This window comes from Vibrio sp. 1402, from assembly GCF_033340275.1.
The window spans coordinates 537,065-563,664 of sequence record NZ_JAWOWE010000002.1 but is presented as its reverse complement, the minus strand read 5'-3'; the positions used below and the strand labels follow the sequence as shown (position 1 = coordinate 563,664).

The 26,600-nt window shown below is 44.9% G+C and carries 21 protein-coding genes; 12 read left to right on the top strand and 9 right to left on the bottom strand.

Features of this window, described 5'->3' with window-relative positions; translation table 11 throughout:
• Nucleotides 1-140: 140 nt before the first annotated feature.
• On the bottom strand, nt 141-620 hold the full coding sequence (locus R7044_RS05910; RefSeq protein ID WP_021033871.1) for an outer membrane beta-barrel protein: 480 nt from the start codon (nt 618-620) through the stop codon (nt 141-143).
• A 181-nt stretch (nt 621-801) separates the two neighbouring features.
• Nucleotides 802-4,788 (bottom strand): ATP-dependent RNA helicase HrpA, encoded by a 3,987-nt coding sequence (hrpA, locus tag R7044_RS05905; protein ID WP_205390865.1) that lies wholly within the window; start codon nt 4,786-4,788, stop codon nt 802-804.
• Between the two features lie 185 nt (nt 4,789-4,973).
• Here hrpA and R7044_RS05900 point away from each other — a divergent pair, with 185 nt between their 5' ends.
• On the top strand, nt 4,974-5,558 hold the full coding sequence (locus R7044_RS05900; RefSeq protein WP_005377667.1) for an FMN-dependent NADH-azoreductase: 585 nt from the start codon (nt 4,974-4,976) through the stop codon (nt 5,556-5,558).
• 94 nt (nt 5,559-5,652) lie between these two features.
• On the opposite strand, the gene R7044_RS05895 is transcribed toward R7044_RS05900, so the two are convergent.
• Both R7044_RS05895 and R7044_RS05890 read right to left on the bottom strand, forming a co-directional pair.
• Nucleotides 5,653-6,039: a hypothetical protein gene (locus R7044_RS05895; RefSeq protein WP_225455410.1), complete on the bottom strand. Its 387-nt coding sequence runs from the start codon at nt 6,037-6,039 to the stop codon at nt 5,653-5,655.
• 65 nt (nt 6,040-6,104) lie between these two features.
• Nucleotides 6,105-7,409, bottom strand: a complete 1,305-nt coding sequence (locus tag R7044_RS05890; protein ID WP_205390864.1) for a MipA/OmpV family protein — start codon at nt 7,407-7,409, stop codon at nt 6,105-6,107.
• 235 nt (nt 7,410-7,644) lie between these two features.
• On the opposite strand from R7044_RS05890, the gene R7044_RS05885 reads away from it, so the two are divergent.
• From R7044_RS05885 to R7044_RS05875, 3 genes are all read left to right on the top strand, one after another.
• Nucleotides 7,645-7,995 (top strand): hypothetical protein, encoded by a 351-nt coding sequence (locus R7044_RS05885; protein ID WP_005377676.1) that lies wholly within the window; start codon nt 7,645-7,647, stop codon nt 7,993-7,995.
• A gap of 9 nt (nt 7,996-8,004) precedes the next feature.
• A complete protein-coding gene (locus R7044_RS05880; RefSeq protein WP_205390863.1) occupies nt 8,005-9,945 on the top strand; it encodes an alkaline phosphatase D family protein in 1,941 nt (646 codons plus the stop codon).
• A 190-nt stretch (nt 9,946-10,135) separates the two neighbouring features.
• Nucleotides 10,136-10,576, top strand: coding sequence for a TerB family tellurite resistance protein (locus R7044_RS05875; RefSeq protein WP_017820644.1), 441 nt, complete (start codon nt 10,136-10,138; stop codon nt 10,574-10,576).
• Nucleotides 10,577-10,817: 241 nt separating this feature from the next.
• On the opposite strand, the gene R7044_RS05870 is transcribed toward R7044_RS05875, so the two are convergent.
• Together R7044_RS05870 and R7044_RS05865 are read right to left on the bottom strand one after the other, a co-directional pair.
• A complete protein-coding gene (locus R7044_RS05870; RefSeq protein WP_042522915.1) occupies nt 10,818-11,348 on the bottom strand; it encodes a 3'-5' exonuclease in 531 nt (176 codons plus the stop codon).
• Nucleotides 11,349-11,431: 83 nt separating this feature from the next.
• Complete coding sequence (locus tag R7044_RS05865; RefSeq protein WP_005377686.1) at nt 11,432-12,973, bottom strand: sensor domain-containing diguanylate cyclase; 1,542 nt, start codon at nt 12,971-12,973, stop codon at nt 11,432-11,434.
• Nucleotides 12,974-13,264: 291 nt separating this feature from the next.
• Between R7044_RS05865 and R7044_RS05860 the strand changes: the two genes are divergently transcribed.
• From R7044_RS05860 to R7044_RS05850, 3 genes are read left to right on the top strand one after another with little or no spacing between them, the layout of a single operon-like run.
• Nucleotides 13,265-13,897: a DUF2760 domain-containing protein gene (locus R7044_RS05860; protein ID WP_017634945.1), complete on the top strand. Its 633-nt coding sequence runs from the start codon at nt 13,265-13,267 to the stop codon at nt 13,895-13,897.
• Entirely contained in the window at nt 13,897-15,861 is a 1,965-nt protein-coding gene (locus R7044_RS05855; RefSeq protein ID WP_161440737.1) for an Hsp70 family protein, read from the top strand. Before R7044_RS05860 ends, R7044_RS05855 begins: the two co-directional genes overlap by 1 nt.
• Before the next feature lie 55 nt (nt 15,862-15,916).
• On the top strand, nt 15,917-18,727 hold the full coding sequence (locus R7044_RS05850) for an Hsp70 family protein (protein WP_225455409.1): 2,811 nt from the start codon (nt 15,917-15,919) through the stop codon (nt 18,725-18,727).
• An 85-nt stretch (nt 18,728-18,812) separates the two neighbouring features.
• On the opposite strand, the gene R7044_RS05845 is transcribed toward R7044_RS05850, so the two are convergent.
• The gene (locus R7044_RS05845; RefSeq protein WP_005377692.1) at nt 18,813-19,007 is read right to left on the bottom strand and encodes a hypothetical protein; all 195 of its coding nucleotides are present in this window, start codon (nt 19,005-19,007) and stop codon (nt 18,813-18,815) included.
• A gap of 86 nt (nt 19,008-19,093) precedes the next feature.
• Between R7044_RS05845 and R7044_RS05840 the strand changes: the two genes are divergently transcribed.
• Complete coding sequence (locus R7044_RS05840) at nt 19,094-19,780, top strand: DNA-3-methyladenine glycosylase I (protein ID WP_005377694.1); 687 nt, start codon at nt 19,094-19,096, stop codon at nt 19,778-19,780.
• Nucleotides 19,781-19,863: 83 nt separating this feature from the next.
• Here the strand turns inward: R7044_RS05840 and R7044_RS05835 are convergent, their stop codons facing one another.
• Both R7044_RS05835 and R7044_RS05830 read right to left on the bottom strand, forming a co-directional pair.
• Complete coding sequence (locus R7044_RS05835; RefSeq protein ID WP_222712240.1) at nt 19,864-20,841, bottom strand: Gfo/Idh/MocA family protein; 978 nt, start codon at nt 20,839-20,841, stop codon at nt 19,864-19,866.
• A gap of 11 nt (nt 20,842-20,852) precedes the next feature.
• Nucleotides 20,853-21,140, bottom strand: a complete 288-nt coding sequence (locus tag R7044_RS05830) for a putative quinol monooxygenase (RefSeq protein WP_005377698.1) — start codon at nt 21,138-21,140, stop codon at nt 20,853-20,855.
• 103 nt (nt 21,141-21,243) lie between these two features.
• Between R7044_RS05830 and R7044_RS05825 the strand changes: the two genes are divergently transcribed.
• From R7044_RS05825 to R7044_RS05810, 4 genes are all read left to right on the top strand, one after another.
• Nucleotides 21,244-22,122 carry a LysR family transcriptional regulator gene (locus R7044_RS05825; protein ID WP_225455408.1) on the top strand — a complete coding sequence of 293 codons (879 nt, stop codon included), beginning with the start codon at nt 21,244-21,246 and terminating at the stop codon, nt 22,120-22,122.
• A gap of 425 nt (nt 22,123-22,547) precedes the next feature.
• Nucleotides 22,548-23,891: a sodium/glutamate symporter gene (locus R7044_RS05820; protein ID WP_225455407.1), complete on the top strand. Its 1,344-nt coding sequence runs from the start codon at nt 22,548-22,550 to the stop codon at nt 23,889-23,891.
• A gap of 204 nt (nt 23,892-24,095) precedes the next feature.
• Entirely contained in the window at nt 24,096-24,587 is a 492-nt protein-coding gene (locus R7044_RS05815) for a type II secretion system protein (RefSeq protein ID WP_005377704.1), read from the top strand.
• A 271-nt stretch (nt 24,588-24,858) separates the two neighbouring features.
• Nucleotides 24,859-26,598, top strand: a complete 1,740-nt coding sequence (locus R7044_RS05810) for an ABC transporter transmembrane domain-containing protein (protein ID WP_054579468.1) — start codon at nt 24,859-24,861, stop codon at nt 26,596-26,598.
• Nucleotides 26,599-26,600: the final 2 nt, after the last annotated feature.

Genomic DNA, 26,600 nt, shown 5'->3' with positions numbered 1-26,600 from the left:
CCACTATATATTGGAAAGCATAGGCATTTTAAGACTCTAAAAGTGAATAATTTATGTTCAACTTTTGTTTTGTGACTTCCAGACAAAAAAACACCGACATAAAGCCGGTGTGTTTCATATGGTGTTAGAAAGCTTGACGCTTATAGGAAATGTAGTGTTGCGTTAACAGAGAACGTGCTGATATCGTCTTTACCAGCAGTGTAGTTCATGTAGCTAGCACCAACAGACATCGGGCCAAAAATGAAGTACTCAGCACCCACACCGTACATTAGGTCCAAATCGTCATCGTCTTTGCCGCCTTTCACTTTTTTGTCCCACTGATGGAAACCACCTTTTGCGTACACGTGTAGCGGACCGAAGTCGATACTTGGCTTAAGTGCTGCGTAGTAAGAAGTTAGCTTAGTGTCTTGACCATTTACGTTGAACTCACCGTGTTGTGTTACACCAGCTTCAACACCAATGATAGGTAGAATGCCTGTACCAACGTGAACAGAGTATGATGTGTCCGTCTCACCTTTGTAGTCAGACTGACCTACTGTTGCACCACCGTAAATCCAAGAATCCGCCATTGCCGCAGAAGATGCGCCAAGTAGCGCCACTGCTAATAGAGTTTTTTTCATCATCTACCTTTACTCTTTATTATTCCCACGTCTGCATAACTCAGTCGTTGGTACTACAAATAAAGGGAGGCGAACTATTGCCTCCCAGAACTAAAAATAATGCTTATTGAGTTACTAGCAATTAGTGTACCAGCAACTTCTTAAGCGATAATTACAAATCTGACACTATTTTACTGGTTGATTAGCAAGCATCAATCGCGTTTTTGACTCGTTTATCAGAAACAGGATAAGGAGTGCCTAATTGTTGAGCAAAGTAACTCACGCGAAGCTCTTCAATCATCCAACGCACTTCTTTTACATTTTCAGGAATGGCCACACCTTTCGGGATCTTGTTCAGCAACTCTTTATAGTCTTGAGTCACAGATTCAATCTTCAGCATATGTAAACGATCTTTGTTTGGATCGATTGGCAACTTCTCCATACGACGCTCTATCGCGCGCATGTAGCGAAGAATATCCGGCAAGCGTTTCCAGCCACATTCCGTTGCAAAGCCTTTGAAGATCAAGCCTTCAATTTGTGCTTTGATATCGGACAGAGCAAACGCCATTGTGAAGTCGATCTTGCCTTTTAGCTTCTTATTGATGCTAAACGCCGTGGTCAGAATAGTCTCAACCTGTTGAGCAATCTCTACAACGGTGTCACCCAATTCAGCACGAACGTGTTCTTTCAACGCTTCGAACTTCTCTGGCTCCCAAACTAAACCACCCTGCTCTTCAATAAGCTTATCGACACCACAGGCAATGCAGTCATCTATCAGATCAAGCACTTTGCCGTATGGATTAAAGTACAGACCCAGCTTCGATTTGTTCGGTAAGTTGGCGTGCAAATATTTAATTGGCGACGGTACGTTCAATAAAATTAGGCGACGCTGACCAGCACGCATTGCCGTTATCTGCTCGTACTCCGTTTCGTAGAGTTTGATTTCAACGCTGTCTTTGGTATCAACAAGCGCCGGATACGCTTTTACATCGTAGCCGCCACGTTTTTGTTGATACACTTTCGGCAATTCTCCAAAACTCCACGTATGCAGACCTTGCTGTTCGATATCGTCATCCGCAACTTTGGAAAGCGTTTCTTGAACTTTGTCTTTCAAACTTTCTTTCAGTTCATGAAGGTCTTTGTTTTCCTTCAGTTTACGATTTCGGTGATCAACCGCACGAAACGTGACTTTCAAGTGCTCAGGTACTTGTTCCAAGTTCCAGTCTTCACGCAGCACTTCTACGCCCGTCATGCGTCGCAACTCTTTCTCCAATGAATCTAACAGCGGCGCTTCCATTGGCGTAACGCGCGCTAATAATGCATCGGCATAGTTCGGCGCAGGCACAAAGTTCTTACGAATTGTCTTTGGCAACGATTTAATCAAGCTAACCACAAGCTCATGGCGTAAACCTGGGATCTGCCAGTCAAAGCCCGCTGGTTCAACTTGGTTTAAAATCGGCAACGGCAAATGCACTGTGACACCGTCACTATCATCGCCTGGTTCAAATTGGTAACTCAATTTGAGCTTCAAACCATTTTGATGCCAGAAGTTCGGGTAATCCAAATCGGTCACATGGCTAGCATCACCCTTGAACAGCATCTCTTTTTCAAAGTTCAGCAGTTCCGGATTTTCTTTAGATGCCTTTTTCCACCACGTATCGAAATGCTTACCAGACACCACTTCGGTGCCAACGCGTTGGTCATAGAAATCAAACAGCTCATCATCATCCACTAAGATGTCTCGACGACGAGATTTATGCTCAAGCTCTTCCACTTCTTGCAGAAGCTTACGGTTTTGCTTAAAGAACGCGTGTTTGGTTTCCCATTCACCCTCAACCAATGCACTACGAATGAAGATTTCGCGACTTACGATCGAATCGATACTGCCGTAGTTGACCAAGCGTTTCGGTACGATTGGTACGCCGTAAAGCATCACTTTTTCGTGCGCCATCACCGCAGCACGTTTCTTCGACCAATGCGGTTCGCTGTAACTGCGCTTAATAAGGTGTTTAGCTAACGGCTCAATCCATTCTGGCTGAATCTTGGCAATAATGCGGCCCCAAAGTTTCGAGGTTTCCACCAGCTCGGCTGACATAATCCATTTAGGTTGTTTCTTGAATAATCCCGATGCTGGGAAGATATGAAAGCGAGCGTTACGCGCGCCTTGATATTCATTCTTTTCTTGGTCTTTCATGCCGATGTGCGACAGCAAACCAACCAAAATGGCACTGTGTACGCCATGGTAAGAAGCGGGCTCATCGTTAAGCTTGAACTCCATCTCACGCATCGACTGATGAATTTGGAAGTACACGTCTTGCCACTCGCGAACGCGCAAGTAGTTCAAATAGTCTTGCTTACACTGTTTGCGGAACTGATTGCTAGACAAGGCTTTTTGCTGCTTTTGGATGTATTCCCACAAATTCACAAATGTCAGGAAGTCCGACTCTTCATGGAAGAAGCGACGATGTTTATCGTCTGAAGATTGTTGTTTATCTGAAGGACGTTCGCGTGGATCTTGAATCGACAAGGCCGCTGCAATGATCATCACTTCTTTAAGCGCACCATATTTTGGCGCTTCCAATACCATACGCGCCAAGCGCGGATCGATTGGCAAACGCGCTAATTGGCGACCAATGGAAGTCAGGCGCTTTTTCGGGTCTTTTACCTCAGAGTTAATCGCACCAAGCTCTTCCAGCAAACGCACGCCGTCTTGGATGTTACGTTTATCCGGTGCTTCCACAAACGGAAACGCTTGAATATCACCCAAACCAAGTGCCGTCATTTGCAAGATAACCGACGCTAGGTTGGTACGCAGGATTTCAGGATCAGTAAACTCTGGGCGTGACTCAAAATCTTCCTCTGAGTACAGACGAATACAAATACCCTCTTCCACACGACCACAACGACCTTTTCGCTGGTTCGCACTCGCCTGAGAAACTGGCTCGATTGGAAGACGCTGAACCTTGGTACGGTAACTGTATCGGCTAATACGCGCTGTACCCGGGTCAATAACGTACTTAATACCCGGAACAGTTAGCGAGGTTTCTGCCACGTTGGTTGCCAGTACAATTCGGCGACCAGTGTGAGGTTGGAAAATCTTATTCTGCTCACCTGCCGACAAACGCGCGTAAAGCGGCACAATTTCCGTGCTCTTCAGATTACGTTTGGACAATGCATCTGCGGTATCACGGATTTCACGTTCACCGTTCATGAAAATCAGGATGTCACCTAAACCTTCATCGCACAGTTCATCTACCGCTTCGAAGATGCCTTCAAGCTGGTCACGATCATTGTCGTCATCACCGCTTAGTGGGCGGTAACGTGTTTCTACTGGGTAAGTACGACCCGATACTTCAATGATTGGTGCATTGTTGAAGTGTTTTGAGAAGCGTTCTGGGTCGATGGTTGCCGACGTGATGATCACTTTCAAATCAGGACGACGTGGCAGCAACTCTTTCAAGTAACCCAAGATGAAATCGATGTTGAGGCTGCGCTCGTGCGCTTCATCGATAATGATGGTGTCGTATTGATTCAAGAAACGGTCATGCTGAATTTCAGCTAGCAAGATACCGTCCGTCATCAATTTGATTTGGGTATTTTCAGAGATCTGATCGTTGAATCGAACCTTGTAACCAACAAACTCACCAAGCTTGGTTTCCATCTCTTCGGCAATACGGTTAGCAACCGAACGCGCTGCAAGACGACGAGGCTGAGTATGACCAATCAGACCAAATTTACCGCGACCAAGCTCAGCACAGATTTTGGGTAGCTGAGTGGTTTTACCTGAACCGGTTTCACCCGCGACGATAACCACTTGGTTTTCTTCGATCGCTTTCGCAATATCGTCGCGTTTTTGGCTGACTGGAAGAATTTCAGGGTATTCAATCGTTGGTTTGTAGCTACTACGTTGCTCCACAACCATCATGGATTTGGCGATGTCTAATGCGATTTCGTCGAACACAGCATTACGCGCTGCGTCCTTCTTAATTTTGCTTGCACCAGAAATACGTTTACTCAAGCGGAAACGGTCGCGCATCATGCACTGATTCAGCGCTTTACGCAGAGATGCAGCACTATTCACTTGAGCCTGAGGTGTTTGAGCTTGTTTCGCTGTCGCTTTTTGCGCACCATTTGACGGTGTCGCTTGCTCTTCAGCTAGATTCTTTTTTGGGGGCTGTGACGAAGTCAAAGCGTTTCCTATTCTTTTCATTACAAAAACTGCGCGGATTGTATCACACAAGATCTGTAACAAGATAACCGAAAGCTCATTCAATTTTTTCGAACATGTTCAGCGAATCGCTAGGCTTTTGAACTCACTCACGTTGCTTATAATGGCTCCCATAGTCGAAAGCACTTATTTAAGGAATAACCATTATGTCTCGTGTACTAGCTCTAAAATCAAGCATCCTTGGCGATTACTCTCAATCAAACAAATTGGTTGAAGACTTCATCAAAAATGTAGACCAAGACAAGCTTACTGTTCGTGACTTGGCTGCAAACCCGCTACCTGTTTTGGACTTCGCCGTTGCGACTGCACTGCGCGCTACGGAAGATCTTTCACAAGAACAGCAAGCGGTAGTCGACTTGTCTGACACCCTTATTGAAGAAGTAAAGGCCGCAGACACTTTGGTTATTGCCGCTCCAATGTACAACTTCACCATCCCGACTCAGCTTAAAAACTGGATTGATTTGATTGCTCGTGCAGGCGTGACATTCAAATACACAGAAAACGGCGTTCAAGGTTTGATTGAAGGTAAAAAGGCGATTGTAGTAACGACTCGTGGTGGTATTCATAAAGATTCACCAACTGACAACGTTACGCCATACCTACGCACTGTACTGGGTTTTGTAGGAATCACTGATGTAGAATTTGTTTACGCAGAAGCGCTAAACATGGGTGAAGATGCAGCTGCAAAAGGCATTTCAGAAGCGCAAAGCCAACTTGCAACAATGGCGTAAGTTAGAATAAACCAGAATACAAAAGGGATTGGTTCGCGCTAATCCCTTTTTGGATCCTGATGCCTTGATCGTATTTATAGGGTCTCTTACATCGTCAAAGACGATTCACTTTCTCCAAGTTGCGTATTGCATCGAGGTAGACTTTTTCTAAAGACCGCTCAGCTTCGCTTATCATATTCTCGATCATCGCATTAAACGCGACATCGCTACGGATTTCTATATTGTCTCCCGCCTTAACGTCAAGAGAGTTGACGTACAACACCAACCATTCATCTCCCTCCAAATGCCCTTCTCCGTGAATGGCAAAAAAGCGTTTAGCAAATTCATAGTTAGTACAATTTATCGTTTCAATTTGAATATTGAATGAGGAGTCGATACTCATGGTGCTCATGCCATCCGATTCATCAGATGCATCACAAACAGCCTTAACTCTGGCACGATATACGAAATTTCTCGTTGAAAGCAGCATAGTATTATTCATCTTTACTCATAATGGGCGATAAATAAGTCAGTTGCAAATCCGACCTATATGCATCTCGCGATGCGCTAAAACTCGAACTGGAAATAAATAGTATTGTAGTTGCTCCCACCTTTAATTCGCCCAAACTGGGAAGCGCTTTCAAAAATCGCCGAGCGGTGATGCAATGAATAGCCCACCCACATATTGTTCCAGCTCTTTTGGTTGAAGAGATCGCCTACATTGACATCAAACGAGAAATCTAGGTAGTTGAGCAACTTGCTTGGTGTATAACCCTTGTCTTCCATTTCTGTGCCTTCAATATAGGTAATGCTATCAATGTATGACATACCTTCCGCTACACCAAATCGCCAAGTCGTAGGCCAATTAACCGTATAATAAGCCTTAATCGCCATGACGTATTCTGTGCTCGCAGACTGAACACTGGACGACCAGTGATGAACCAACCCTGGCGTTAAATAAATATCAAGAGGAAAACCAAACAGCTCATCCGTTAATGGATGCCCATAAAACAATGAAGTAAGTTGATTGTCGTATGGGTCTCTTTCTCTCTCAAAGCTAAATATTTCACCGATGTTCGAAGGCGTCGCCCAACCATGCGCAATACGTAGATATGCTTTATTGCTCAGTGTTGGTTTCGGAGCTTGGCTTTTATCGTTGAAAAAGCCAAAACCAACAAACACTTCTCCCTGATACCGATCTTCTACAAGCTGACTGTTGTAGGCGTTATCATCTAAGCGAGTAACACTCGTCTCACCCAATAAATACAAATTTGAAGTTACATGGTAACGCGCTTTAATACCAAGATTGGTGTCAAGCCCAGCTCCAATTCTCTCGCCAGTAATATCCTTAAAGGAATAATATTCACTATTGAAATCAGCGTCTTTGTATCGAATCGTAATCGATGGCTCTAATTCCCAATCACCAAATACATAATTGGCAGCAAGGCGGTAATTAGAGTGAAACTGGAGTTCGTCGTCCGTCATCAACTCTACTTCTGCGCGCCAAGTGTCGTTAATGCTATAACGCACTTGCCCACCGAAATCGACTCTGTCCCCTTCATTAGCATTTTGTAGCGACATGGGAATATCGACAAATCTCAATCGCATGAGTGCGCTCGCGCGCCAGTCGGAATCACTCTCGTTATACAAAAAAGCGCCACCTTCAATGCCATTGATATACACATGTTCGTTTTCAAAGAACATCATTGGTACAAATGTACTCACCGTAGAGTCATTATCGGCGGTGTAAAACGGAATCGATGCTGTGCGATACATCGCAGCAATCCCCCACGTTTGTTCTTCTGAACCATGCGCAGAAGAAACTGCCGCAGCTAAAGGTAAAGCGAGTGTTGTTAGAATTAATCTCTTCATGAGTTCGAAAAATGTTGGTTGAGAAGCAGGCAAACATCAATGATTTGCCATTAAAAGCTTATGTTCTGCTGATGATAGCCGTTACAATGGCAAATGTTGTCATCCTCGTGACAGTTTGAGTCCCAAGATCATATTAATATTGCACGACTAGGTGAGCTTGTTTGCGAGTATTTTACCATCACAACAAGCGCTTAAACTCTAGCTTAGTTCTAAATCAAACATAATGAAGTAAAAAGTGAAAGCATCAGAACTCATCTCTACCTTGAATCATTTACCCGCAGATACAGACCCAGACATTGTGATGGGAGAAGCATGGCTGCCAGAGAGGTTGATAGGGACTCAACTCGATGGTGACATGTTGTTTTTGCACTTTGATAATGCACCAGAAGATGGTCAAGGTGACGAAGAAGGGCGTGGCTTCGTCGAACACGAAATCGACCTAATTAGAACTCGGCTTCAGCAAATTTTGGATGAAGACAGTGATAACGCGTCAAAAGCCGATGCGATGCTTGGTTTGTTCCTTATGGGACATGAACTTAGTAGCTCGCAAGTTATCGAAATATTAGAAGAAGAAGCTGACACATAAGGAGCCGTTTTGCCAGCATTGATGAACACGACTGAAATTTCTTCACTTCCTCTTGTCGTTGCAGGTCCGATCCTACGTAAAGTGACCGCAACTGAAATCAATATTTGGCTAGTCACCACCCAACGCTTGGAGGGTATGGTGCAAATTACGGATGAAAATGCCTCCATCCTTTATCAAGCCCCTTTAAGTGAACAAAAAGAACAGCTTCAAATCGGCCTCAATGCGTGGTGTTGCTTACTTAAATTAGAAGGCGAGTTTCCAACCCATCAAGCGTTACGCTATCAAATAAAAACGCAATATGGCTTAGTGACGGAACTGCTCCCTCACCTAACTTATGAGCGAGATAATACGCCAAACTTGGGTATTGAGTTCCTCGTTAGTGAAAAAGCGGATTATCTCTTACATGGCTCTTGCCGTAATCCCCATCACTTCAGTGATGATACATTGGTCGCTGCGGATCATAAAATCGCGTCTCAATCCATTGAAGAGAGACCAGATATGCTCATCATGAGTGGTGATCAAATCTATGCAGACCATGTTGCAGGCCCCACTCTCGATGCCATTGAGCAAGTCATAGCTTTATTGGGTTTGCCAGGCGAAGAATTCGATCAAGCTCCGATAAAAAATACCAATGAGCTCTACCAACACCCTGCTTGCTATTATGGTCGAGATAAATTGTTGCCTCATTATGTGAGTGATGACAGTTTACTAAGCAAGTTTTTTCCACACCGAGGGACACCAATATTCAGCGCCAAAGAGTGTGAGAATCACCTAATAAGCTTTGCTGAGTGCTTTGCAATGTACTTATTGGTTTGGTCTCCGACCTTGTGGAAGCTTGTTCGAACGGATCGTTTGTTAGAAAACGAATTTACTGTCGGCGGAGAAGTTCTTGAACCCAAATGGCAGCAGCAATGCCGCGAAGAAAAAAAACAAATTGATAAATTCGTCGCAGGTCTGGACAAGGTTCAACGCTTACTCGCTCACATTCCAACCTATATGATTTTTGATGATCACGATGTCACCGACGATTGGAATCTCACCATAGGCTGGGAACAAGCCGCATACAGCAACACGTTTGCAAAACGCATTATCGGTAATAGCTTGATTGCTTACTGGCTTTGCCAAGGTTGGGGAAATGCGCCAGAAAAATTCAATGATGAATTTATGAGCCTCGCTCAACGCTTTATCGATGAGCGAACCTCGCAAACCCAAGATGCATTTATTCAATATTTGTATCGCTTTGAGAATTGGCACTACACTATTCCTACGACACCAAAAGTTGTCGTGCTAGATACACGAACCAGACGCTGGCGTTCTGAGTCTAAAATGAACAAACCTTCTGGCTTAATGGACTGGGAAGCGATGATTGAGTTCCATCAGGAGCTCGTGCATCAAGACAAGGTTGTTATTGTTTCTGCCGCGCCAATGTTTGGTGTGAAATTTATCGAAGCACTACAACGTGTGGTGACCATGCTTGGTAAACCATTGATGGTTGATGCTGAAAACTGGATGGCTCACCCCGGAAGTGCGAATACTCTTATTAGTATTTTCACACACACAAAGACACCAACTAACTTTGTTATTCTCTCTGGCGACGTGCACTACTCTTTTGCATACGATATTAAGCTCCGCTATCGAAAAAACAGTCCGAATATCTATCAAATCACCTGTAGTGGAATTAAAAATCAGTTCCCTACACAACTGCTCAATATGTGTGATGGCCTAGATAGACTGCTATACAGCCCTCGCTCACCTTTAAACTGGTTCACAAAACGTAAACGACTCAAGATTTACAAACGCGCACCAAGTACGCACAACTTTTATCGCTTGGTTAACCATAGTGCCATTGGTGAGCTACGCCTTGATGATGAAGGCAAACCAAGTCAAATTAGTATTCTGACGAGTGATGGTGACGAAGTTCATTTTCCACCGACACGTGCTGAAAGCTGAGTATCAATCCCAAAATGACTTGCCCTTTGTAAGAGGCAAGTCACCTTGAACTAACTCAGGAGTTTAGGTTTTTTTGGGGAGAAAGTGGCCGTTCTTAAATGTCAACGGCGTGCTAAATTTGGTATCGCACCTTGAGATCTTCCGTATTTATTACCATGTTAACCAAATAAACAATAGCTCGGTGTTCATTATGTTTAATTCTCTCACATCATTATTTAAACAACTCATTGATGGCTCTGATTTAAGCCAAACCAACACACTTTCCCCTAACATGGCTATCGCGTGTTTGCTTTGTGAAGTTTCTGGCGCAGACCATAGTGTCGATGATAGAGAACAAGAAACAAAGCGCTCTTTATTGATGAAACTGCTTTCGTTAAATGAAGAGGAATCAAATACTTTGTTAGAGCAAGCGCAACAGAAAATTAAAGATTCCGCTTCGCTGTACGACTTTACCTCTCAACTAAGAGAACTGACTCAAGAAACTCGTTACAACTTAATCAAAAGCATGTGGGAAGTCGCTTACGCAGACGGCGAAATTGACCCGCTAGAAGACGCGGTGATCCGTAAAACAGCAGAGCTACTCTATGTTGATCACAGCGAGTTCATTCGAGCGAAGTTACAGTCTCAGTAAAGTGACGAGATGAGTATATAAGTCGCTGGCTAACTCTAAGCTACCCCTAGAATGACAACAGATATCGCTTCTGTAGCCATAAAAAAACGCGCACTCTGCGCGTTTTTCAATAAGCCAACGACATTGTTATTAAAATACTGGTCAAGGTATGTGTTTAGCTCTTTCCACACTAAACAGACTGCATGACAAAACAACAATGGTTGGATGATTATTTAATTACAAGCTAGCTAGGTTCGAATAACTAAAACATGGTCAAAGCAAGCTTAGCTAAGTTATATGCATCTACATAGCCAGAGTGTTGACGCCCTTCCCAGTCTATTCCTTTTGCTTCTTGAGCGGCTCGATGGCCTATACGTTTATCTTTAAGACGATTTTGAATACGGTAGAGTGTCGCTAAGTTGATGAACTCTGTGAACGGTGCTTCAATACCTTTTTGCTTACACTCTTCTAGAAGAATGAGGTCATCTCGCCCCCAAGATGCAAAGATTTTGTTGCGACCACCGAAGTTCTTAACCATGGATTTAAGCACTTCTTCTAGTGGGCGTCCTTGTTTTTCAATCTTACGTGGTGTGATGCCCGTTAACTCAGCGCAGAACAGAGACACTTCATCTTGTTCTGGTTTCACGTAGTATTGAGCACGCTTGACTATCTCACCTTTAGACAAATCTATTTCAGCTAACCCCACTTCGATAATTTCACCCGTGCTGCCGACGCCATTTTCGTTCCAGCAACACATTTCTAAATCGAAGCATACAATACGGTTATGGTTCATAGTTTGCCTTGGTTCCTAACATAAAAATTTAAAGCGTGCGATTCTATCGTAACACGGCGTAAAACTCGAATTTGTGCGCCCATTTAATCGCCGATCGACACATTATTACGGCCGTTTTTTTTACTCAAATAGAGTTGACTATCCATTTTGTGATACAAGCTCTCAGGATCTTCTTCTTTATGGATAACCGCACCGATACTCAACGTACAGATGATTGACGCATCACCATAATCAAAAGCCGTACTTGCCACAACACTCCGTAATTTTTCTAGGTAAGCTTCTAGCACTGCTCTATCAATGACTTTAGAAATAATACAAAACTCGTCACCACCAGCTCGGTAAAACTTATCTCCCGGTTTTAAATTAGCACTGACCAGCTTAGTAACATGTTGTAACGCTTCATCTCCACCTAAATGGCCGTGTTTGTCATTAATCACTTTGAAGTGGTCGATATCAAAACCAACCAAGGCGAAGTTAACACCTTTGTTTATCTGATTAAGCAAATGATCGTTGAATGCCCGGCGATTCAGTAGTTGAGTTAGAGGGTCTCGCTCTGCCATTCTTTTTAATTCAACGGTTTTGAGCTCCAACATGACCGCTAAGCGCTCTTTTTCTCGAGACTGTAAATTCACAATCCAACTGATCAAAAAGGCGATTACCAATCCGGCTAGCGTCGTGCCCGCTAAAATAGAACGCTCCCAAGCTGAGACTGCGTCAGAAAGCTTAAAGTCAATACGCCATTCACGGTTAGGCAGTTGAATGGTTCGGCTTATAACGGTTCCTCGAATGTTATCCCAGCTAGCACTTTGAAAGAGAACAGGGTCATCTGCTGCGTCGAATCCCAAATCTTCTACGCGCACCGACATATCGAGCTCCGTCGCGGTTTTCGTAATCAAATCCTCAAAGTAAACCGTACTTCGGATAACGCCGGTCACTACTCCTAATAAATATTTGTTCTCGAAGTCGAACACTGGATGGAACACCAGCAACCCAGTCTTAGGTATGGACTTGTCATAACCATCTTGCAGTAAGCGAACTTTATCCGAGACATTCGCTCGCCCATTTTCGGAAATATCATCCAAGATTAAATCGAAGCGTTTGCGCGAAAAATAGAAACCCAATAGAGAAAGGTTTTCCGGTGTTCTTGGGTAGATATCCGACGCGATAAAAATTGGCTCATTGTGTTCAAAAATGTACCCGTAGGTTTTGGGACCATCTTTAGGAACGGTAAACGGTTGGAAGTTTGGAAATTTTTGACGGGTCTTTAAAATATGTTCATCAAGATCTTCGAATTCGACCTTTTGCATCCATTGAAGTCCAATGAGACTTCGCGAGCTATTAATCACTTGTTCCGCATACATAGGAAACGATGGCCAATAGCTTCGCTCAATCGAATGGAAAAAGTTTGCGCCCGCACCAATGAACTTTAGATCATTCTCGACGTTTGCTTTAAGTGATTCTGCTTGTCGGTCGGCTAAAGTATCAAACGTCGTCTGTGTATACCGTTGCTGCATTGTATAAGCAGCACCTACTACACCAGCAGTGACACATAAAGTCGCCAAAAAAGCTAAAATAGAGTCTGAATGTCGTTTTATAAAGCTCTTATGAGCGGTGCTTTGTGTCATATCGTAATTTTTGATACTTCCGTAAGTTAAACTTCGGGATCTATTGAAATACTGCGTTAGCAACGCACAAACATCAAGCAACAACCTATATTGGGGAGTCTGATCGTCGATTTTTCACGCTGTTCGTACGGTATAGTCACGAATTATTACAGCCTTAAGCCTTGAATATGCTACCATCCGTCATCATTTTAATGTCTAAACTTGGTGCAAGATCGCAAAGACGATCGTTTTAGTGAACAAATATGAGCCAATACTGAGCACCAATAAATCAATAGAAAGAGAAAAAACGTCATGAACATTGATTTGAACCTAATTCCTCAAACGTTCGATATGCTTCACGCTGGCCTAACCGCATCGAGCGTTTTGCTTCTTCTAGTTGCAGTGTCGCGCAAATCAAAAGTGGTCGAGAAAGTGGTAGAAAAACCAGTCGAGAAAATCGTCGAGGTTGAGAAACCAGTTGAGAAGATCGTTGAAGTAGAAAAAGTAGTAGAAGTAGAGAAAGTCGTAGAGCGTGTTGTAGAAGTTGAATCAAAACTTGCAACCGCATCAACAGACTCTGCAATGCAGCTGCTTTCTATCATGCAACAAGAAGCTCGTCTGATTGACTTCTTAAAAGAAGACCTAACGTCATTCTCTGATGAAGAAGTAGGCGCAGCCGCTCGCGTAATCCACACTGGTGGTCAGAAAGTACTGAACGACTACGTGACGCTAGCGCACGTTCGTAACGAAGACGAAGAAACTCGCATTACGGTTGAAGAAGGCTTCAACCCACAAGAAATCCGCCTAACTGGCAACGTAACAGGCAGCGCGCCATTTAACGGCACGCTAGTTCACAAAGGTTGGAAGGCAACATCAATGACGTTGCCTAAACTGGCTGAGAACTACGACGCATCTGTGATCGCTCCAGCTGAGGTTGAGCTGTAATGGAACACATGAACCAAGAAAACCATTCTCAAGAAGCGTCTGTTGAAACTCAACAGACGCCTAAATTCAGTGTTGGTATCGACTTAGGTACAACACACTGTGTGATGTCTTTTGTTGATACTCACGACGAAGACGCTCGCGTTGAAGTGATGCCTATCCCGCAGTTGACTGCGCCGGGTACGGTAGAGACTCGCAGCCAATTAGGCTCTTTCCTTTACCAACCACACGAACACGAAATGAACCCGCAATCACGCGTTCTTCCGTGGTCGAGCGAGCCAAAAGCTCTAGTTGGTGCAATTGCACGTAACCTAGGTTCAAAAACACCAATTCGTCTTGTTGCAAGTGCGAAATCTTGGCTTTGCCACGCAGGTGTGAACCGTCGTGATGCTTTCCTGCCAGCAGGTAGCCCAGAAGAAGTGGAAAAAGTATCCCCTCTTCGTGCGACAGAGCTTTACCTAGAGCACCTAAAAGACGCTTGGAATCACGCGAACCCAAATCACAACCTTGCCGATCAAGACGTAACCATTACGGTTCCTGCTTCTTTTGATCCTGCTGCTCGCGATCTAACTGCAGAAGCAGCACGCAACGTTGGTTTTGTGCACCTAACACTTCTAGAAGAGCCACAAGCTGCACTTTACAACTGGATCGATAACAGCAACGACAAATGGCGCGACGAAGTTGAAGTTGGCGACATCGTGCTTGTGGTCGATATCGGTGGTGGTACAACCGACCTTTCTTTGGTTGAAGTAACTGAAGACGACGGCAACCTAACTCTGAACCGTATCGCGGTAGGCGAACACATCCTACTTGGCGGTGACAACATGGATCTTGCACTTGCGTACCGCTTGAAGATGAAGCTAGCCCAAGAAGGTAAAGAGCTACAGCCATGGCAAGTTCAGGCAATGACACACGCATGTCGTGACGCGAAAGAAGCGTTATTGAACGACAGCGAACTTCAGTCAGTGCCAATCGTAGTACCAAGCCGTGGTTCTAAACTGCTTGGCGCAACGCTGAAAACAGAACTGACTCAAGAAGAAGTACAACAAACACTGGTTGATGGCTTCTTCCCTCAAGTTGCAATTACTGACCACCCTGTTCAACGTAACCGTGGTGCACTAACGCAAATGGGTCTGCCTTACGCACAAGATGCAGGCATTACTCGTCACATTGCAGCGTTCTTGTCTAAGCAAGCCAATGCTCTTTCTACTTCAGGAAATGGCGCAGAAGCAGCAGCTCAAGATTTCAACCCATTCGCTAACATGCCTGGTATGCCAGGTTCGGATGCAGCGCAGTCAGCTGACTTCATCAAGCCAACCGCAATCCTATTCAACGGTGGTGTTCTGAAATCGAAACTTCTAGCAACTCGTCTAGAAGACACGATCAACGAATGGCTAATTGAAGCAGATGCAGAAATGGCAAAACGCCTAACAGGTGTGGATCTAGACCTTGCAGTTGCTAGCGGTGCGGCTTACTACGGCTCTGTGCGTCGTGGTCAGGGCGTTCGTATCCGTGGTGGTATTGCTTCGGCGTACTACGTGGGTATCGAAAGTGCGATGCCAGCTATTCCGGGCATGGCGCCGCCAATGGAAGCACTTTGTGTTGCACCATTTGGTATGGAAGAAGGCTCAAGCGTTGACGTACCAAGCCAAGAGTTTGGTTTGATCATCGGCCAGCCAGTTAACTTCCAATTCTTCGGCTCAACGGTTCGTCGTGATGACCTAGCAGGTACTCACCTAGACTACTGGGCACCAGAAGAGCTTGAAGAGCTTCCAGAGATCCAAGTAACGCTGCCTGTATCTGAAGGTCGTCGTGAAGGCGAAGTGGTTCCAGTAACCCTAGCCTCTCGCGTCACTGAGCTTGGTACGCTTTACTTAGAAGCCATTGCCGCTGATAACGGTCAAAAATGGCATGTTGAGTTCGATGTGCGCGAAGACGCGAAAAGCAACTCAAACGAAGAAGAATAAATAGAAATCAAACGGCATCCAATCGGGTGCCGTTTTTAAATACACGAAGGTTTGTATGGCATCTCCTCGTTTTCTTGTTGGTATTGACCTTGGCACCACAAACACTGTGGTGGCGTATTGTGAAATTACCGACAACCTTGAACAATCCGAAGTATCCCTATTCGACATCGACCAATTGATTGGTCCGGGTGAAGTGGTTCGTAAACCATTGCTGCCCTCTTTCCGCTATCACCCTGCGGTTGGTCAAATCTCCCCTTCTGACCTAACACTCCCTTGGGAAAACGAACCTGTCTCTGGCGACATTAGTAATGTGATCGTGGGTGAATGGGCTCGTGAATTAGGCGCGAAGGTGGAAGGACGTCAAGTATCCAGTGCTAAAAGCTGGCTATCGCACCAAGCAGTGGATCGTAGTTCAGACATTCTTCCTTGGGCGGGCGCGCAAGACGTAGATAAAGTCTCACCCGTTATTGCCAGCGCAAGCTACCTCAACCACATTCGTCAAGCATGGAACTACCGTCACCCTAGCAATAAGATAGAAGACCAAGATGTGGTTGTGACCGTTCCAGCGTCGTTCGATGAAACCGCTCGTAAACTCACGCTTGAAGCTGCACAGCTGGCTGGTTTAAAGAAAATCGTCCTGCTCGAAGAGCCACAAGCCGTATGTTACGACTGGTACGCACGCCACCAGCAAACCGCAGCGGATGAACTCAAAGAGTTGCCGCTGATTCTGGTGTGTGATGTGGGCGGTGGTACTACCGACTTGAGCTTGATTGAAGCAAGTTTCTCTTCTCAAGATGAACTAGCCCTTGATCGTATTGGTGTTGGCGAGCACTTGATGCTTGGTGGTGATAACCTCGACTTAGCATTAGCGCACCTTGCGGAGAGCCGCTTCAACCAAAGTAAGAAGCTCACTGCAGCAAGCCTGACTAAGTTGATTCAGCAAACTCGCAAGGCGAAAGAGAACCTGCTTTCAGCGAGTGCACCTGAAGAAGTAAAAATCACCATGCTGGGCAGCGGCTCAAAACTTCTTGGCGGAACAAAGAGTATTGGGCTGAGCAAACAAGAAGTGCACCAAATCGCTTTAGATGGCTTCTTCCCGCTTTCTGATTTCAGTGAAGTACCAGACAAGCGCCGCAGCGCCGTTGTCGAGTTTGGTCTTCCATACGTTGCTGACCCAGCAGTGAGCAAACACGTTGCCGAGTTCTTAACTCAGCATCAGCAAGTTGCTCGCGCCGCTCTCGGCATTGAAGACGACAAACAAAATGCAATTCCGGTAGGCTTGCTACTTAACGGTGGTGTGTTCAACAGTGAGCTTGTGACTGAGCGCGTCACTACCCTACTTTCCGATTGGCGCGGCGCACCAGTTACGGTATTAGATAACCCTCATCCAGATTGGTCTGTTGCGCTGGGTGCCGTTGCCTTTGGTAAAGCACGTCGTGGTGCACAGCTTAAAATTGGTGGTGGTGCAGCGCGTTCTTACTTCTTGCATCTTCAAGAAAAGAACAAGATGGGCAAAGCGCTCTGTTTGCTTGCAAAAGGTACAGAAGAAGGTCATGAGATCCGCTTAAGTGGTCGTCGTTTCTCGCTTACCCTAGGTGAACCCGTTCGCTTTAACCTGCTGACGTCTACCCACGACACCTTAACCAATAACACCGCTATTCAAAACGGTGTGATGGTGGACGTTGATCCTGACTTATTTGCCCCTCTTCCGCCTTATATCACCACCCTTGAAGGTGAAGGCGCTGAACTGCAAGCCAACCAGAAAGAGCGTGTAGAAGTACAACTGGCGTGTCAGTTGACCGAAGTCGGCACACTTAAGATGGAATGTGTCAGCGCAGAAGATGACAGCAAACGTTGGGAGCTTGAGTTCGAAGTTCGTAACAAGCAAACCGACGACAGCGAGCAAGTTAAGCTTCACCCTAAACTGAACGAATGTAAGGAGCTGATCGCTCGTCTTTACAGCGGTAACAAGAAAAGCGCAGAAGGCAAAGAGATCAAAACCTTAGCCAAAGATCTTGAGAAGAAGCTCGGCAAACGTGACGAATGGGACTTCACCACACTCCGTCAACTTTTCGATACTTTTGCACAAGGTCGTAAGCGTCGCCGTCGTTCTGAACAGCACGAGAAAAACTGGCTTCGTTTGGCTGGCTTTGCACTGCGTCCGGGCTTTGGCGATCCAACAGACTCTTGGCGTATTGAGCAAGTTTGGGGACTGTATCAACAAAATATTCAGTTCAAAAACCATCAAGGCTGGACAGACTGGTGGGTATTCTGGCGACGTATCGCGGGCGGTCTAAGCCAAGAACAACAAGAAACCATTTTGGCAGACATCGCGAAATACCTACACCCTGGCGCGATGAAAAACCCACAGTCAGCTAAAGCGGCACAAGACATGGGTTATGAATCCATGGTTCGATTGGCGGCGTCGCTTGAACACCTAGAAGTCGAAGACAAAGTTCTATTGGCAACGTGGTTCTTGAGCAAAGCCATCAACCAAAACCAGTTTGAACAAGCGCACTGGTGGGCATTGGGACGCTTGGCATCGCGAACGCCACTTTATGGCAGCCAGCACAACGTCATTCCTCGTGAACAAGCGGAACAGTGGCTACCTAAATTACTGGAACAAAACTGGCAGAAAGAGCCAATGATCGCTTTCGCAGCCGTAATGATTTGTCGTAAGACGGGCGACCGCCTATTTGATATCTCAGACGACTACCGTGAGCAGGTACTGGCTAAGTTGAAGCAAAGCAAGGTACCTGAGTCTTGGGTATCACTGGTTGAAGAGGTCAAAGAGCTATCTGAGAGCGAATCGAAGCGTATCTTCGGTGATGCACTACCAAGCGGTCTGACACTGGTAAATAACTAGGCTCTCACGCTTATAAACGCAACAAAGCCCTTCTCGTGAAGGGCTTTGTTTTATCTGATTCTGCTTGCTGACGATAGTCGACTCGTTAGTTCATTTCCGTATTGATTACCACATCACGCGTTTCATTATCCATATCACTGATGCCGACAACTGAGATTTCACGGTCAGATAAATTCTCAATCATGCTATCTTCTAACCCACCATCCGTCATCCACGCATAGAATTTTTCTGCAATACGATCCGAACCTTCCCCGACAAACGTTAATGTGACCTTCTTCATTTGTGACACTCCATCAATTTACGATTCAGCCACTTAAGCGTAGTATGTTTCGCAAATATCGACATAAACTAGGACTAACTTCTTTTATGAGTATCGAAAAATTTGACGCGATTTATCAGCGCGCTGCCGAGCGTAAAGGTGGTGAAGATCAACTTGAAGCGCTTTTGTCTCATCCACTAAGCAAAGAAGAGCTGGCAGCGATTCCCGACGACCGTTGGCTGGCCGCTTTTTCGATGAAAGTATTCCAAAGTGGGATTTCGTGGAGCGTGGTTCGCAACAAGTGGCCGAACTTCGAAGAAGTGTTCTTTGGGTTTAAGATTGAGCCGTTGCTGATGCTGTCAGACGAGCAATGGGAAACCAAAGCAACAGATAAACGCATTATTCGCCACCTCACTAAAGTCATGTCGATCCCTGCCAACGCACGTATGATCCACGAAGCAAAAATCGAATACGGCTCGTTTGGCAAAATGGTTGCCGATTGGCCGCAAGAGAAAATCACCGACCTATGGGCGTATTTGAAGAAACGCGGTAATCGCCTAGGTGGCAATACCGGTCCTTACACACTTCGTCAAATGGGCGTTGATACCTTTATCTTGTCTAGCGACGTTGAAGCTTACCTACGTAATTGCAAGATCATTGAAGGTGGCAAAGATACGAAAAAATCGCTCGATGCAACCAACAAAGCGTTTGTTCAATGGCAGCAAGAAAGTGGTAGAAGCCTGTCTGAAATCAGCCAAATCATTGCGTTCAGCACCGGCGATAATCGCATTTAACAGAGACTGAATCCAAAACAAAACGGCGCACCAAATATTGGATTTAGTGCGCCGTTTTTATGTTCATTGGTTCAAGTACAGACTTACTTTGAAGCCAGTGATTCCCACTCAGTCAGTAGCTGCATAATACGGTGAGAGTCTTCCCATGTTGCACAAGGGTTCTCTAACGATGTACGCCCTGCTTCAACCGCTTGGCGAATATTGCGCACTTGATAGAAGAAAGCGTCTCCAGCTGCCGATACAGACACCTCGCGCTTCGACGTCTCGTAAATTTCCACACTAAACTGGTTGTCTTGCGTTGGTAGCCATGGATTCGAGTCTAACGTAATACTGCCTTTACTACCCAGAATAGTGAATTGGTGTTTCAATCCATGATCTTCGGCGGTGTGTACGCTCGCGGTTTGTTGCTCACCGAATTGCATCATCAAACTCGATTCACAGATATTCCCATCGTTACCTCGTCGACCAATCGCCGTCATAGAGCGGTTTCCAACGGCTTGTTCACCCAACATGGTTTTCACCACCAAATGCACCAATGACATTGGGTAGCAACCTAAGTTATACAAAGCACCTTTACTGTCTGGATTAACAAACTGCGCAATCGACGCAATATAAGACGTGTGGATGGAGCGAAGTTCACCAATCTCTCCCGATTTAAGCACAGAAACCAACTCGCTGATCAATGGGTGATGTAAGTACATCAAACCCTCAGCAAAGAATACCTTGTGCGTTTCGACTGCTTTTAGTGCCAACTCGGTTTTTTCCATATCTACCGACAGTGACTTTTCACACAGGATCGCTTTTCCCTGCTCTGCCGCTTTAACGATAAAGTCATGATGAAGGTGATTTGGCAATGCTATGTAAATAATGTCGACTTGCTCATCAGCAATCAACGCATCGTAATCGGTGAACGTATTCTCGATGCCATATTGCTCAGCGAATGTCTTTAAGTTCTGCTCCGAACGCCCAGCAACCGCGTACAGTTCACTCTTGTCATCGCCTTGGATTGCTTCAGCCATGACACCTGAGATAAAGCTTGTGCCTAAAATGCCCCATTTCATGTTCGCCTCTCCTATTGAGCTTGGGTTTCGAATGCTTGGACTAACTCTGCCACTTCAGCAGCAATAAACGCTTGTGTATGCGGCATAGCAAAATGCGCTTCAATCGCGGTGCGGTTTTCATATCGCTCCCAAAGAATCACACGTTGTGGTTCTGTAGAATCGTAGGTCGCATTCGCTTGCAAGCACCCCGCTTCGCTTTGCATATCAAGGCAAAATTGTTCAATGGCTTCAACCACTTGTTGTCTTGGCTTATCGGCATTCATTTTCAGTTCGGCGGTAACAAAAATCGTCTCGCTCATGATGGCTCTCTTTCTCCATTCTTAATCATACGTCCACTGTAATTAACCTCATTTGATTGATAAACTCTGCTTTAGTTATTTCTTTATCAACTCTGGGTGTGTAATGGATAAATTAACAAGCATGAAGGTTTTCGCTTACGTGGTCGAACACGGCAGCTTTCGTAATGCAGCACACCACTTTGATATTTCACCGACCATGGTTGGCAAGCACGTGAGCTTTCTTGAGCAAAGCTTAGGTACACAGCTAATTCATCGCACCACGCGCAAACAGTCCCTGACCGAAGCTGGCAGACTCTACTACCAAGAGTGCCACCGCATTATTGAAGACATCACCAACGCAGAGAACCTGATCCAGACGCTGATCAACCGTCCAACCGGAACTGTAAAAGTTAACTGCCCTGTCACGTATGGCAAAAAGGTCATTGCTCCAATCGTGGCTGACTTCTTAGCTGAATTTCCCGATTTGAACGTTGAGCTAATGTTGGACAACAATTTGATTGACCCATATCGAAGCGAAGCTGACGTGATTATTCGAATCGGTGAGTTGGTCGATTCGTCGTTAGTCGCGAGAAAACTGGGTGAATACCACATGACTTACTGCGCCTCACCCTCTTACCTTGAGCAACATGCCCCTATCCAATCACTTGATGACTTAGCACACCATCATTGTTTGGGGTTTCAGTATCACCAAGGAGAAAGCCAACAAGTGGTGAACATGCCATCTAATACCTTTGGAAACAGCAACACCCGATTAACGTCTAACAATGGCGATGTACTTAAGTTCGCCGCGTTAAAAAGCTCTGGTGTTCTTATGCAACCAAAGATCTTAGTTGAGCAGGAAATCCAATCTGGTGCCTTGGTAGAAATTCTCCAGCAACATGCTCCCAAGCCAAAATCGATCCACCTGCTTTACCGTTCAAAACAGCTTTCCCTTAAAAACCGTACCTTGGTCGATTTTATTCTTTCTCATGTGAATCCATAACGTCACCCCATAAATCGGCGACAATTTAACCATTTAATTAACTTTTATTGTCGATATGACAAATATTATTGCTTGTTAATTGTCTTTATTTTTCATGTTGTTAGTCAGAGACACCCATTAACTAGGCATAATTTATTGATTCACACCAATTGCATTGCTCTGACAAAGTGACTAGGATTGCCGCCTTTCCTGAGTGAACTATCAAAAAATATCGAGAAATTTAATCTAATTTCTCTTCCTGTTCGTGTGCAATCACAACATTTACACTCATTTCAAATTGCATAAGCACATTCCTTTGCTTATGAAAACGACATTGATTTCTCAACGCTTTTAGTCACGTATGTGGCTTTTTGGCTTGAGAGAGATTTTTATTCAAGGTAGGTCACAAGGACGCTACCCCTTGACTGCATTTACTGGAGGATAAGATGCCTAAAGGTCTAATGCTGACTGACTTAGCCATCGCTGGCTTACTATTGATTTTGGCAAAAGTCATTCGCGTTCACGCGCCATTACTACAGCGTATGTACATTCCATCGGCGGTTCTCGCAGGATTATTCGGTCTAATTTTTGGACCAGCCCTGTTAGACGTACTGCCTTGGACCGATACGTTTACCGCTAACGCAAGCCTATTAACTGCTGCACTTTTTTCTGCGTTAGGTCTGACAACGGATGTTCCATCACCTAAAACCGTCGCACAGCGTGCTGGCTCATTGTGGGCGTTTAACCAAATCGCTTCTGTTTCTCAGTGGTTGTTTGCGGCAATGTTTGGTCTAGTTCTCACAACCATCTTCTGGCCAGAGATTAACCCTGGCTTTGGTGTGACAATGTCTGCGGGTTTTATGGGCGGACACGGTTCAGCCTCTGTTGTTGGTGAAATCTTCACGGGGCTTGGCTGGGAAGATGGCTTCACACTTGGCTTAACGTTCGCAACCGTGGGTATTTTCATTTCAATTTCTGTCGGCATGCTCATGCTGCAATTCGCATTGAAGATGGGTTGGATTCGTAGCTTTACGACCTTCGACAGCATGGATGAACACGAACGCAAAGGCCTTGTTAAGCCTGTTGATCAAGAACCGGTAATGAAAGACACCATGTCTTCCCTGTCGGTTGATTCTTTTGCGATTCACGCGGCGTTGGTTGTAGTGGTAACAGCTTTCTCGTATGTAGCGGCTAACTACTTATCTTCTTTCCACGATAAGGTACAAATCCCTACGTTCGTAACCGGCTTCCTTGGCGGCATGCTTGTGCGAATCATCGCGAAACAAACGAAAGCTTCACGCTATCTTTGTGACGGTGCATTCAAACACGCTGCGGGCATCAGTACCGATTATTTGATTATCTTTGGTATCTCAGCCATCAAGATTACCGTCTTAGCCCAGTATTTAATGCCGATGGTAGTGCTTGCAATTGGTGGTATCGCCTTCACACTATGGCTAATCTTCTGGGTTGCCCCACGTATCATGGGCGAAGATTGGTTCGAGAAAGGCATTTTCTCTTGGGGCTGGTTAACCGGTACGGTTGCCATGGGTATTGCCTTGCTTCGTATTGTTGATCCAAAAATGCGTAGCAAGGTGCTTGATGATTACGCCATCGCTTATGTCCCTGGCTCAATCACTGACATCTTCATCATCTCTTTGATGCCAATCGCGATGTATAACGGCATGCACTGGCAAGCGCTTGGTGTAGGATTAGGTTACATCGCAATTGTCTTATTTATTTGGCGATTCATTTTTAAACGTAACCGCAGTGCTCTGACACACGAATCTTAGTCGCTTTACTCGGGAGGATTTTATCCTCTCGAGTTCATTCCTTGGTTTTTATCAAAATCACTCCTCATCCCGAAAATAAGCAACTTGTTTTATATTTGAGATTTGCAATCCCGATCTCTTATTATCATTCTTTTTTAATACTTGACCTGAAAGTTTCTATATCAGAATAGCCGCCTATTCGTTTCTAAAACATGGAGAAAGGCTGTGCGTCGCTCTCAAGGATTTACTCTTATTGAACTCATTGTGTGCATCATCATTCTTGGTATTGTAAGCGTCGTTGCATTTCCTAAATTTCTTGGCTTACAAAAAGATGCCAGAGTGGCGGTTCTATATGGAGCCAGAGAAGCACTCATGACCGCCAACAACTTTGTCTACACCAAAGCAGTGATTCAATCTCAAGAGACAGTAGATGGCGGCATACAATATAACATTGATCTAGATAATGACGGCCATAACGACCTAATTGGTTACTTTGGATTTATCAAAAATGTTATTCCAGCAAAAGAGCTAGCAGGCTTTGATCCGCAACTCACTATTAACACTTGGTATGGGGTAGATAGCCCAGACGAGCCCTACTTCCTTATTGGTTTTGCAAACAAGCCTGTTGGTCCAGAACATATGTGTTATGTCGAAGTTTACTACCCAGAAACTCCTGGTGGCCAAGTGAAATACAAAATACAAACTGACGATTGCTAATTCCCATATAGAGTGGCAGTAACACTTTTACTTTTAGTGTCTTCATCGTTATTGCAAGGTAATGGCTCCAAAACCACCATTAACAACTATTTCACATAATGTCGTCGCACAGTTAGCTCATAGAGATAAAACCAGTAATTTGCGCCGACACATGGCTATAATTGAAACAATCTATCGTTTTTAAACCCGCCTATAACTTGTGCTTGTAAACTCATCATTTCGCTCAATAATAGTTCTATAACAAATTCAATAATTTAAAGCGGGAGGCGTAATGAGAATATTCTGGCAGCTACGTTGGTATTTCCAACAAAAGTGGAGGCACTATGTCGGATCCATTCTGCTTTTCGCTGTGATATCAGCACTACAGCTTGTTCCGCCCAAAGCAGTTGGCATCATAGTTGATGGCGTCGTAGACAACACTTTAGATACAAATACGCTGATTCTATGGCTCTCAGGGTTAACTGTACTGATCTTTACTATTTATGGGTGTCGCATCTTATGGCGAATTTGGCTTTTCGGCGCAAGCTGGGAGCTCGGGACCATTCTACGTAACCGTCTATATAGGCATTTATCGACACAGCCACCTCGTTTTTTTGAACGTTACAAGACGGGGGATCTGATGGCTCGTGGCACTAATGATGTGCGTAATATCGTTATGACTGCCGGCGAAGGGGTTTTAACCGCCGCAGACTCTTTGATCACTGGTATTGCGGTTTTAATCATTATGGTAACGCAAGTAAGCTGGAAGCTCACCGTAATGGCGCTTCTTCCAATGCCATTTCTTGCCATCATCATCTTCTTTATTGTGCGTATCCTACATCAACGCTTTCGTGTCGCTCAGGAAGCCTTTTCTACCATGTCAGACATGACACAAGAGTCACTTAATGGCGTGCGAATGCTGCGTGCTTTCGGATTAGAAAACCAAGAGCAGCAACGTTTTGAAGAGGTTGTGGATGATACTGGCGAAAAGAACATCGCTGTCGCAAGAGTCGATGCTAGATTTGACCCGGCAATTCAGTTAACCATCGGTCTTTCTTTCCTTCTTAGTGTCGCTGCTGGTGCTTACCTTGTTGATAAAGGTGAGATCACGCTTGGTGATCTGACCGCATTTACGATGTATTTAGGGTTGATGATATGGCCGATGCTGGCATTCGCATTCCTATTTAACATTTTAGAAAGAGGCTCTGCTGCATGGAACCGATTACAAGAGATCTTTGATGAAAAGCCAGCAATTATCAGTGGCAATAAGCCAATAGAAAATAAACCACTTCCGTTAAAAATTGATATCGCCGATTTCCATTGGTCTAGTGATTTACCGCCCGCTTTGACGGAAGTAAACATCGAACTGGAACCCGGAAAAATGTTGGGAGTTGCAGGGCCGGTAGGAAGCGGAAAATCGACCCTGTTAACACTACTTTTGCGTCAACATGATTTAGAAAACGGCTCAATTAAATTCGGTGATGTCAAGATCAAGGATGCCCTACTTCCACAGTGGCGCAACCGTTTTGCTGTAGTTAATCAAAGTCCGTTTCTATTCTCCAAATCTATCTTCGACAATATTGCCTTAGGCAACCCTAATGCAGAGAAAGAAGAAGTCTATAGAGCAGCAAAGTTAGCCTGTATACATGACGATATTGAAAAGTTTCCTGAAGGCTACCAAACAGAAGTTGGTGAAAAAGGCATTACACTCTCCGGCGGGCAAAAACAACGTATTGCGATAGCACGCGCTATGCTGCTGAATGCCCAAGTGTTGGTTTTGGACGATGCACTTTCCGCTGTTGATGGACGGACCGAACATCAAATCCTTAAGAATTTGGAAACACACTACCGTGATCAAGCCCTAATCGTTATTGCGCACCGCCTCACCGCATTGGAAGCAGCAGACGAGATCATTGTCTTGAATCACGGCCACATTACTGAACGTGGGCAACATAGCGCTTTATTAGCGCATCAGGGATGGTACGCCGAAATGTTCGAGTACCAAAAACTAGAACAGGCGATGGAGGAATAATG